Annotated in this window: 9 protein-coding genes and 1 pseudogene; 7 read left to right on the forward strand and 3 right to left on the reverse strand. The window is 73.7% G+C overall.

The window, feature by feature from the left end; translation table 11 throughout:
* The first annotated feature begins 90 nt into the window (after nucleotides 1-90).
* The 3 genes from ACFWJ4_RS08295 to ACFWJ4_RS08305 all read left to right on the forward strand — a co-directional run bounded on the left by ACFWJ4_RS08295 (nucleotide 91) and on the right by ACFWJ4_RS08305 (nucleotide 2,886).
* A complete protein-coding gene (locus ACFWJ4_RS08295; protein ID WP_380540672.1) occupies nucleotides 91-1,086 on the forward strand; it encodes a 2-hydroxyacid dehydrogenase in 996 nt (331 codons plus the stop codon).
* Between the two features lie 112 nt (nucleotides 1,087-1,198).
* Nucleotides 1,199-1,834, forward strand: a complete 636-nt coding sequence (locus tag ACFWJ4_RS08300; RefSeq protein ID WP_380540675.1) for an RNA polymerase sigma factor — start codon at nucleotides 1,199-1,201, stop codon at nucleotides 1,832-1,834.
* On the forward strand, nucleotides 1,831-2,886 hold the full coding sequence (locus ACFWJ4_RS08305; RefSeq protein ID WP_380540678.1) for a CU044_5270 family protein: 1,056 nt from the start codon (nucleotides 1,831-1,833) through the stop codon (nucleotides 2,884-2,886). The genes ACFWJ4_RS08300 and ACFWJ4_RS08305 overlap by 4 nt, the downstream gene beginning before the upstream one ends.
* Nucleotides 2,887-2,957: 71 nt before the next feature.
* Here the strand turns inward: ACFWJ4_RS08305 and ACFWJ4_RS08310 are convergent, their stop codons facing one another.
* On the reverse strand, nucleotides 2,958-3,923 hold the full coding sequence (locus tag ACFWJ4_RS08310; RefSeq protein WP_380540681.1) for an NAD-dependent epimerase/dehydratase family protein: 966 nt from the start codon (nucleotides 3,921-3,923) through the stop codon (nucleotides 2,958-2,960).
* Nucleotides 3,924-4,125: 202 nt separating this feature from the next.
* On the opposite strand from ACFWJ4_RS08310, the gene ACFWJ4_RS08315 reads away from it, so the two are divergent.
* Nucleotides 4,126-5,133, forward strand: coding sequence for a cytochrome c oxidase assembly protein (locus ACFWJ4_RS08315; protein ID WP_380540684.1), 1,008 nt, complete (start codon nucleotides 4,126-4,128; stop codon nucleotides 5,131-5,133).
* Between the two features lie 178 nt (nucleotides 5,134-5,311).
* On the forward strand, nucleotides 5,312-5,899 hold the full coding sequence (locus tag ACFWJ4_RS08320) for a YdcF family protein (RefSeq protein ID WP_380540686.1): 588 nt from the start codon (nucleotides 5,312-5,314) through the stop codon (nucleotides 5,897-5,899).
* Between the two features lie 123 nt (nucleotides 5,900-6,022).
* On the opposite strand, the gene ACFWJ4_RS08325 is transcribed toward ACFWJ4_RS08320, so the two are convergent.
* On the reverse strand, nucleotides 6,023-8,245 hold the full coding sequence (locus ACFWJ4_RS08325; RefSeq protein WP_380540688.1) for an NADP-dependent isocitrate dehydrogenase: 2,223 nt from the start codon (nucleotides 8,243-8,245) through the stop codon (nucleotides 6,023-6,025).
* Nucleotides 8,246-8,681: 436 nt separating this feature from the next.
* On the opposite strand from ACFWJ4_RS08325, the gene ACFWJ4_RS08330 reads away from it, so the two are divergent.
* Both ACFWJ4_RS08330 and ACFWJ4_RS08335 read left to right on the forward strand, forming a co-directional pair.
* The gene (locus tag ACFWJ4_RS08330; RefSeq protein ID WP_380540691.1) at nucleotides 8,682-9,020 is read left to right on the forward strand and encodes an SAV_915 family protein; all 339 of its coding nucleotides are present in this window, start codon (nucleotides 8,682-8,684) and stop codon (nucleotides 9,018-9,020) included.
* Nucleotides 9,017-9,343 (forward strand): hypothetical protein, encoded by a 327-nt coding sequence (locus tag ACFWJ4_RS08335; protein WP_359898446.1) that lies wholly within the window; start codon nucleotides 9,017-9,019, stop codon nucleotides 9,341-9,343. The genes ACFWJ4_RS08330 and ACFWJ4_RS08335 overlap by 4 nt, the downstream gene beginning before the upstream one ends.
* 86 nt (nucleotides 9,344-9,429) lie before the next feature.
* Here the strand turns inward: ACFWJ4_RS08335 and ACFWJ4_RS08340 are convergent.
* A pseudogene (locus ACFWJ4_RS08340) lies at nucleotides 9,430-9,676 on the reverse strand (hypothetical protein); the annotation flags it as partial.

Raw genomic sequence — 9,676 nt, forward strand, 5'->3', positions numbered from 1 at the left:
ACCGCGCCGTCCGGGGGCCTCGGCGCGTCCCGGGGACGGGCCGCCGCATCCGGCGGGCGTCCGCGGGCCCCGGCCGTTAGCGTGTCCGGCATGGAGATCCTCGCGTACGGAGTACAGGCCGACGAGCGGCCACTGCTGGAGCAGGCCTTCGCCGGCCGGCACGGGCTGCGCTGCCTGGACGTGTTCCTCAACCGCGACACCGCCCCACTCGCCGTCGGCTACCCCGCCGTCAGCAGCAGCGTCAACGATGTCCTGGACGCCGGTACCCTCGCCATCCTCGCCGCCGGCGGAACGAAGCTGATCGCCCAACGCTCCACCGGCTTCAACAACATCGACCTCGACGCCGCCGCCGAACTCGGCCTCACCGTCGCCCGCGTCTCCCACTACAGCCCGTACTCCGTCGCCGAACACGCCTGGGCCCTCGCGCTCGCCGTCAACCGCCGCCTCACCCGCGCCGCCAACCGCTCCCGCGAGTTCGACTTCCGCCTCGACGGCCTGCTCGGCCGGGACATCCACGGCATGACCGTCGGCGTCATCGGCACCGGCAAGATCGGCGAATGCTTCGCCCGCATCGCCGCCGGCTTCGGCACCGAACTCCTCGGCTGGGACATCGCCCCCAACCCCGCCTGCCTCGACCTCGGCATGCACTACACCGAACTGCCCGAACTCCTCACCCGCGCCGACCTGGTGAGCCTCCATGTCCCCCTGCTCCCCGCCACCCACCACCTCATCGACGGGGCCGCCCTCGCCCGGATGAAGGACGACGCCATCCTGATCAACTCCAGCCGCGGCGGCCTCGTCGACAGCGCCGCCCTCGTCGAGACGCTGCGCGCCGGACGCCTCTCCGGCGTCGGCCTCGACGTCTACGAGGAGGAGACCGGCGTCTTCTTCACCGACCGCTCCATCGAGGGCATCACCGACGACACCCTCGCCCGCCTCGTCACCTTCCCCCAGGTCCTCGTCACCAGCCACCAGGCCTACTTCACCCGCACCGCCGTCGGCCAGATCATCGACGCCACCGCCCGCAACATCGACGACTTCGCCGCCGGCCGCACCAACGAGAACACCCTCGTCCCCAGGAAGTAGCCCACCGGAATCCGGAACGCGAGCTCCTCGGTCCGCAGTCGTACGCTCGTGCCGGCCGCGGGTGGTGACCCGTGTCACAGGAACCGGTGTCGCCGCTCGGACAAGGCATGACGTGAACCATCCGCACTCCCGGCTCCGGGCCGGGAACCCCGAAGCGTTCCGCGACCTCTTCCGGGACCACGCCTCGTTGGTGTACCGCCACGCCGTGCGCGTGACCGGAAGCTGGGCACTCGCCGAGGACGTGGTCTCGCTGACCTTCCTCGAAGCCTGGCGCCTGCGCGGGAAACTCCGCGACGAGGGCGACAGTCCACGCCCCTGGCTCATGGGCATCGCCGTCAACGTGCTGCGCAACACGACGCGCGCCGCCCGCCGCCACGGCGCGGCCATGGCCCGCATGCCCGCGGTCGATCCGGTCCCCGACTTCGCCGACGAACTCGTCGGCCGCATGGCCGACTCCGAGCAACTCGCGGCCGCCCACAAGGCCTTGGGGCGCCTGCGGCGCTCGGAACGCGAGGTCTTCGCCCTCTGCGTCTGGTCCGGGCTCGGCTACGCGGAAGCGGCAGCCACCCTCGGCGTACCCGTCGGCACCGTACGCTCGCGCCTCTCCCGCGCCCGCACCCGACTGCGCAGACTCGCGGCCGAGGAACTGCGCGCCGCGAAGAAGAACACGGAACCGCTCCCGATCCCCGGACAAGTACAGGACAGCCGCAGCACTGCGGCCCGGCCGCACAAGGAGACGCACCGATGATCCGCAACTCGCGGCGGCGCACCGAACCGCTCGACCACGCGGAACTGGCCCGTCTGCTGCCGGCGCCGGCCGATCCCCAACTGGCGGCCAACCGCCAGGACCTGCTCGAGGAGCACCTGATGAGCGAGATCCACCGGCCCGAGCACGCCCCCGCGGCGTCCCCGGTGCGGCGCCCGCTGCGCCGCACCGTCCTCTTCGCGGCGCCTGTCGCCGCGGCCGCGGCCCTGGCCCTGGTCGTCTCCCTGAGCAACTCGGCCGGCACCGGCACCGTCGCCTCCCCGCAACCGGTCAAGGCACCCGTCGTGCAGATCGAGGAGGGGAGCACCGTCCAGCTCGCCTCGACGGTCCACGCGATCGCCGCCGCCGCGACGGCGCGCACCACGCCCCAGCCCGGACCGGGCCAGTACATCTACATCAAGAGCCAGGTCTCCTTCATGGCCACCCGTCACAACGCGGACACCGGGGAGTCCGTCACCTGGGTCCAGCCGCTGCACGACCGCGAGGTGTGGAAGTCCCCCGACGGCACCAAGGGCTGGCTGGACGAGCCGGGCTACCAGGACAAGGGCGGCATCACGCTGGACAACGACGAGCCCCGCAAGCAGCTGTCCTACAAGTGGCTGGCGGCCCGACCCGCCGACCCCGACGCGTTCCTGGAGTCCGTCTACTCGACGGTGAGCGGCAGCCGGGACCACGACCAGCAGGCGTTCAACGAGATCGGCTCCATCATCCGCGAGCAGCTCGTCCCCTCCGGCCTCGCCGCCTCGCTCTACGAGGCCGCCGGCAAGATCCCGGGCGTCGTCGTGGTCGAGCACGCACAGGACGCCTCCGGCCGCGACGGCATCGCGTTGGCGCGACTCGACCCCCAGACCGGCGAGCGATCGGAGTGGATCTTCGACCGGGACAGCCACCAGTACCTCGGCAGCCGTGGCGTGCAGGTCCGGGAGGTCAACGGCATCAAGCCCGGCACCGTCGTGGAGCGCACGACCATCCTCACCCGGGCCGTCGTCGACGCGAAGAACCAGCGTCCCGGCGCCGGGCAGGCCACGGCCTGACGGTCCGCACCGGGTGGGGCGGCCTACGCCCCCGTCGGCCCGGCGCCCGGGGGGGTCGGGCCGACGGCCGGTCAGGACCCGCTCAGGCCGAGCGCCTCGCGGTACCAGGCGGCGGCCTCCGGGAGGCGGGCCAGCGGGCCGGGGCCGGGCGGGCAGGCGGCGAGCCGCCAGATCCGTTCGCTGCGGTACCAGTGGTCGCGGGCGATCAGGCCGAACTGCCGCTCGGAGACCCGGCCGGGGGCGGCGGCCAGCAGTCGGCGGCACTCCTCCCACGGGACGGCCAGGCCGTCCGGGGCGGGCAGCAGGCCGAGGGCGGCCAGGGCGGCGAGCAGGTCGCCGCCACGGACCGGCCCGGGGTGCGAGGCGTGGTGGACGCCCGGCGGGGCGGCGTGCTCGTCCAGGGCGAGCGCGGTGATCAGCCGGGCCAGGTCGGTGCGGTCCACCAGGGAGAGCCGGGCGCTGCCGCCCTCCCAGCGGACCGGCACCCGGCGGACCAGCTCGGCCAGCGCGGGCACCACCCAGCGGTCGCCGGTGCCGGTCACCAGCCCGGGGCGCAGCACGTACCCGCCGGCCGCGAGCGCGTGGCCCTCGCCGAGCAGCCGGGTGCGGCTGGCCTCGGACACCGGGGCGGGCGGCACCTCGTCCACCTCGACGTCCGCGTGCGGGCCCTCGCCGTAGACCGCCGCCGTGGAGAGGTGGACGATCCGCCGCACCCCGGCGCGGGTGGCGGCCGCCATCAGGGCGGCGGTGCCCCGGTCGTTCACCGCCTCGCACTCCTCGGCGCCGCCGTCGACCCGGGAGGCGAGGTGCACCAGGGCCCCGGCGCCCGTGCAGAGCTCCGTGAGCGCGGCCGGGTCGGCGAGGCCGCCCGGTACCCAGGCGGTGCCGGGAGCGGCGTCCTGGGGCGGTGTGCGGGCCAGTGCCCGCACCGGGACGCCGCGCGCCGTGAGGGCCGCCAGCACGGCGGAGCCGATGAAGCCGGTCGCCCCGGTCAGTGCGACCGCGGGGCGCGCCGCGGATCCGTGTTCCGTCGCCATCTCCGACCCTCCCTGCCGACCGGCCGGTCAGTCTAGCCAGCGGGCGCCCCCGTGGGGAGGCACCCGTACGGAGGGGGTGGGGGGATGGCCCGAGGTAAGGCCCACCTAGGCTGTAGACCAAGCAAAACGGGCGAACCGGACCCCCACCGGGGACCACGAGGACGGAAAGCGGGACCCGCCGATGGGCGACGGAATGTCAGGCATGCACCACCACGGCGGGATGACCCGACTAGGCCCGTTCACCTTGTCCAACGTCTGGACCTGGTCCCCGGACTGGGTGTTCCTGCTCGGCGGCCTGGTCCTCCTGGGGCTGTACACGGCGGGCGTGGTGCGGCTGTACCGGCGCGGCGACCGCTGGCCGATCGGCCGGATGGTGGGCTGGGCGGCGGGTGTCGCCAGCCTGCTGCTGGTCACCTGCACCGGGCTGAACGACTACGGCATGGTGCTGTTCAGCGCGCACATGATCCAGCACATGGTGCTCTCCATGCTGACGCCGATCCTGCTGCTGCTCGGTGCCCCGATCACGCTGGCGCTGCGGGCGCTGCGCCCGGCCGGCAAGGGCCGTCCGCGCGGGCCGCGCGAGCTGCTGGTGGCTCTGCTGCACAGCCGGTACGTCCGGATCGTCTCGCACCCGGCGTTCACCATCCCGATGTTCATCGCGAGCCTGTACGGGGTCTACTTCACCCCGTTGTTCGACTTCCTGATGCAGTACCGCCTCGGGCACATCTTCATGATGGTGCACTTCCTGCTCACCGGTCTGGCGTTCTTCTGGCCGATCATGGGCGTGGACCCGGGCCCGCACCGCCCCGGCCACGTGATGCGGATCATCGAGCTGTTCATGGGGATGCCGTTCCACGCCTTCTTCGGCGTGGCGGTGATGATGGCCGCCCACCCGCTGGTCACCACCTTCACGGTGGAGGGCGCGCCACCGGGGACGAACCTGCTGGAGGACCAGAAGCTGGCCGGCGGCATCACCTGGGCGTTCGGCGAGATCCCGACCGCGATCGTGCTGATCGCGCTGGTCTACCAGTGGATGGGCTCCGAGCAGCGGCAGGCCCGCCGCCGCGACCGCTCCGAGGAGCGCACCGGCGACGCCGAGCTGGAGGCGTACAACGCCTACCTGGCCTCCTTGCACAAGCGTGACCGGCGCCCGGTCACGGCCCCGGCCGCCCCGGTCACCGGCGCCGCCCCGGCGGCCGACGTCGGCTGAGCCCGCCGCCCGCCGCGGAACCCCTGTTCCCGGGAACCCCCGTTCCGCCTCCGGAACGGGGGTTCCGCCGTTTCCGGCCGCCCGCGCGGCAGGGGCCCACGGGAGGCCGGAACGGCTGCGGGACAGGGGTTCCGCCGGGCCCCGGAACGGTCGTTCCGCCGCGGGCGTTCGAACGGATATGCACGTCCTGCTGTTCGTCGCCGTCCTGCTCTGCGGGTCCGTCCTGCTCTGGCCGCTCGGCTTCCTCGGCGTGGCGCTGTACCAGCGCCGTCGGCCCGCGCCGGCCGGCTCCGACTACCTGGTGGTCCTGGGCGCCGCGCTGGACGGCTGCGAGCCCGGTCCCCCGCTCGCGGCCCGGCTGGACGCCGCGCTGGAACGTTTCGCCGCCGAGGAGGCCGCCGGGTACGCCCCACTGGTCCTGGTGACCGGCGGGAAGGGCCCGCACGAGGAGTGCACCGAGGCCGCCGCGATGGCCCGCTACCTGACCGCCCGGGGCGTCCCGGCCGAGCGGATCCGACGCGAGGAACGGGCCGTGAACACCGCCGAGAACCTGCGGTTCAGCGCCGCCCTGATGGCCGCCGAGCGCCCCGGCTACCGCTGCACGGTGGTCACCAACGGCTTCCACACCGTCCGCTCCGCGCTGGCCGCCCGCCGGGCGGGCGCCACCGCCGCCGTGCTCGGCGCGGACGGCCCGCTGGCGCACGGCCCGTACCTCCTGCTGCGCGAGGCCGTCGGCACCGCCCTCGCCCTGCTCGGCCGGGCCTGAACCGCAGTCCGGGCGTGAACACCGAACCTACGATCCGGCGATCCGGCGATCCGGACGTGAACGCCGAGAGGCCCCGGGTCCGATGCGGACCCGGGGCCTCTCGTCGGCTCAGCTCGGCCGGGTTCAGCCGAGGTTGGCGAGCGCCTCGTTGAAGGTCTTGGACGGGCGCATCACGGCCGCGGCCTTGGCCGCGTCCGGCTGGTAGTAGCCGCCGAGGTCGACCGGCGAGCCCTGGACGGCGATCAGCTCGTCCACGATGGCCGACTCCTGCTCGGTCAGCGTCGCGGCCAGGCCGGCGAAGGCCTCGGCCAGCTCGGCGTCGGCGGTCTGCCCGGCCAGCTCCTGGGCCCAGTACATGGCCAGGTAGAAGTGGCTGCCGCGGTTGTCGATGCCACCGAGGCGGCGGCTCGGCGACTTGTCCTCGTTGAGGAAGGTGCCGGTGGCACGGTCCAGGGTGTCGGCCAGCACCTGGGCGCGGGCGTTGTCGGTGGTGGTGGCCAGGTGCTCGAAGCTGGCGGCCAGCGCGAAGAACTCGCCCAGGCTGTCCCAGCGCAGGTAGTTCTCCTTGACCAGCTGCTGGACGTGCTTCGGGGCGGAGCCGCCGGCGCCGGTCTCGAAGAGGCCGCCGCCCGCCATCAGCGGGACGACCGACAGCATCTTGGCGCTGGTGCCCAGCTCCAGGATCGGGAACAGGTCGGTCAGGTAGTCGCGCAGCACGTTGCCGGTCACCGAGATGGTGTCCTCGCCGCGGCGGATGCGCTCCAGCGAGAACGTGGTGGCCTCGACCGGGGACTTGATCTCGATCTGCAGGCCGGTGGTGTCGTGCTCCGGCAGGTACTGCTTGACCTTCTCGATCAGCACCGCGTCGTGGGCGCGGTTCTCGTCCAGCCAGAACACCGCCGGGACGCCGGTGGCGCGGGCGCGGGTGACGGCCAGCTTGACCCAGTCCTGGATCGGCAGGTCCTTGGTCTGGCAGGCGCGGAAGATGTCGCCCGGCTGGACGGCCTGCTCCAGCACCACGTTCCCATCGGCGTCGACCAGGCGGACGGTGCCCGCGGCGGCGATCTCGAAGGTCTTGTCGTGCGAGCCGTACTCCTCGGCCTTCTGGGCCATCAGGCCGACGTTCGGCACCGAGCCGATGGTCGCCGGGTCCAGGGCGCCGTGGGCGCGGCAGTCGTCGAGGACGGCCTGGTACACGCCGGAGTAGCTGCTGTCCGGCAGCACGGCGAGGGTGTCGGCCTCCTTGCCGTCCGGGCCCCACATGTGGCCGGAGGTGCGGATCATGGCCGGCATCGAGGCGTCGACGATGACGTCGCTCGGCACGTGCAGGTTGGTGATGCCCTTGTCGGAGTCGACCATGGCCAGGGCCGGGCCCTCGGCCAGCTCGGCCTCGAAGGAGGCCTTGATCTCGGCGCCCAGGTGCGGCACGTTGTCGAGGCCGGCCAGGATGCCGCCGAGGCCGTTGTTCGGGTTCAGACCGGCGGCGACCAGCACCTCGCCGTACTTGGCGAAGGTCTTCGGGAAGAAGGCGCGGACCACGTGGCCGAAGATGATCGGGTCGGAGACCTTCATCATGGTGGCCTTGAGGTGCACCGAGAACAGCACACCCTCGGCCTTGGCGCGGGCGACCTGCGCGGCCAGGAACTCGTTCAGGGCGGCGGCCCGCATCACCGAGGCGTCGACGACCTCGCCGGCCAGCACCGGCACCTTCTCGCGCAGCACGGTGGTGGCGCCGTCCTCGCCGAGCAGCTCGATGCGCAGCGCACCGTCGGCGGCGATCACGGCGGACTTCTCGGTGGACCGGAAGTCGTTCTCACCCATGGTGGCGACGTTGGTCTTCGAGTCGGCCGTCCAGGCGCCCATGCGGTGCGGGTGGGTCTTGGCGTAGTTCTTGACCGACTGCGGGGCGCGGCGGTCCGAGTTGCCCTCGCGCAGGACCGGGTTGACGGCGCTGCCCTTGACCTTGTCGTAGCGGGCGCGGACGTCCTTGTCCTCGTCGGTCTGCGGGTCGTCCGGGTAGTCCGGCAGGGCGTAGCCCTGGGCCTGCAGCTCGGCGACGGCGGCCTTGAGCTGCGGCACCGAGGCCGAGATGTTCGGCAGCTTGATGATGTTGGCGCTCGGGGTCTTGGCCAGCTCACCCAGCTCGGCCAGCGCGTCGCCGATCCGCTGCGCCTCGGTCAGACGCTCCGGGAAGCTCGCGATGATCCGCCCGGCCAGGGAGATGTCGCGGGTCTCCACGCGCACACCCGCGGTCGAGGCGTAGGCCTGGACAACCGGCAGGAACGAGTAGGTCGCCAGGGCCGGAGCCTCGTCGGTGTGCGTATAGATGATGGTCGAGTCAGTCATCGGTACTCCGCTTCACGTCTCCAACGTCTTGACGTCAAGATATCTCGTCACGGGCCTCCGGCTCCACCTCCCCCCGTTTCCGGTCGCGTTCCGGTCGCGTTCCGGTCCCGCACGGGACCGGTCGGCGGGCGCCGCGGCGCTCGCGGCGGGGCGCTCCGGCGGCCGTGAGCGGGGGCTCGGCGCAGGACTCGACGCAGGGCGCGGCGAAGGACGCGCCGGGGGCCGAACTCCACGGTGGTCCGGGTCGGCGCACACGGCAAGCGGAGCGCTCGACAAGTGGTTTGGTCCACTCGGGTGAGTCGGACGTCAGGAGTGCGTCAACGCACGACCCCATTCGGTCAACGGGGCGTCAGGACCGGCGCTCCCCGGGCCGGGCCGCCCTAGCGTCGAGGCAGTAGTTCCGGCAGGCACCACAACCCCACTCGGGAGCATCCGCATGGCCCGCGTCGTCTGGCACGTTCCGGTCACCGCCTCCGGCACCGGAAGCACCACCGCACTCCGCCTGTTCCGCCTGCGCGACGGCCGCCGCTGCGCGGTCGGATTCTCCAGCCCCGAGGCCCTCGTCGCCCTCCTCGGGCCCGACCAGGCCCACGCCGAACTCGGCGAGCCCGCCCTCCGTGACCTCACTGCCCCGCTCGGGATCGACACCCTGGTGCTGGACCCGCGGCTGGTCGCCCCCTCCGTCACCGCCCCGCCCGCCACGCCACTCACCCCGACCCTGACCGCCCCGGCCCCGACCGCCCCGGCCCCGACCGCCCGGCTCCAGCGCCGGTGACCGCCCCGCTCCGACTCGTCCCGGACGGTCCGGATCCGGCGGTACGGGCCCAGCCGGCCCGCTCCCTGCACGCGATCGTCCGGATCAGCCACGGCCCCGTCCCGCTCGACTTCGACCGCCTCGCGGCGGAGTTCCCGGCCGTCCAGAGCGGCCTGGCCCTGGTCGGCGAAGCCGACCTCGAACTGCGCCTCGCCTGTACCGGCCCCGAGGAGTTACGGACGATCGCCGCCGCCCTGCACCGCGCGGGCGCCGCCAAGGTGCACATCGACCTCGTCCTGCGCGCCCTCACCCCGGCCCCGGTCACCCTGCGCCCGGTGCCGTAGCGGTGCCGTGAGCGGCGCCGGTCCGGGCCGCCGACCCCCGGCGCCCCGCTCCCCCGCCCGGGGGGGGACGGGGCGCCGGAGTGCGCTCACTCCTCCCCGGGCCGCGGGTCCGGGTTGATCGCCTGGCCGTCGATGGGCTGGCCCCAGCCGTCCTCACCGGCCGCGTCGACGCAGTAGCCGCTGCCCTCGACGTGCCCGCCCGCGCTCCGGCACTGGTCCGCGGTGACGTCCCGGCGTCCGGTCGCCCCCGCCGCCCCCCCCGCCGCGCCCCCCGCCCCCGCGGCCGGGGGGGGCACGGGGCCGGTGGGGGAGGCCGCGGCCCCCCCGGGCCGG

This window comes from Kitasatospora sp. NPDC127067, from assembly GCF_042724755.1.
Taxonomy (GTDB): domain Bacteria; phylum Actinomycetota; class Actinomycetes; order Streptomycetales; family Streptomycetaceae; genus Kitasatospora; species Kitasatospora lactacystinica.

What these genes read in the sequence shown, in the direction of transcription:
- ACFWJ4_RS08320 (WP_380540686.1), top strand. Translation starts at nt 5,312, where the DNA reads ATGCACGTCCTGCTGTTCGTCGCCGTCCTGCTCTGCGGGTCCGTCCTG.
- ACFWJ4_RS08315 (WP_380540684.1), top strand. Translation starts at nt 4,126, where the DNA reads ATGCACCACCACGGCGGGATGACCCGACTAGGCCCGTTCACCTTGTCC.
- ACFWJ4_RS08325 (WP_380540688.1), bottom strand. Translation starts at nt 8,245, where the DNA reads ATGACTGACTCGACCATCATCTATACGCACACCGACGAGGCTCCGGCC.
- ACFWJ4_RS08295 (WP_380540672.1), top strand. Translation starts at nt 91, where the DNA reads ATGGAGATCCTCGCGTACGGAGTACAGGCCGACGAGCGGCCACTGCTG.
- ACFWJ4_RS08330 (WP_380540691.1), top strand. Translation starts at nt 8,682, where the DNA reads ATGGCCCGCGTCGTCTGGCACGTTCCGGTCACCGCCTCCGGCACCGGA.
- ACFWJ4_RS08305 (WP_380540678.1), top strand. Translation starts at nt 1,831, where the DNA reads ATGATCCGCAACTCGCGGCGGCGCACCGAACCGCTCGACCACGCGGAA.
- ACFWJ4_RS08310 (WP_380540681.1), bottom strand. Translation starts at nt 3,923, where the DNA reads ATGGCGACGGAACACGGATCCGCGGCGCGCCCCGCGGTCGCACTGACC.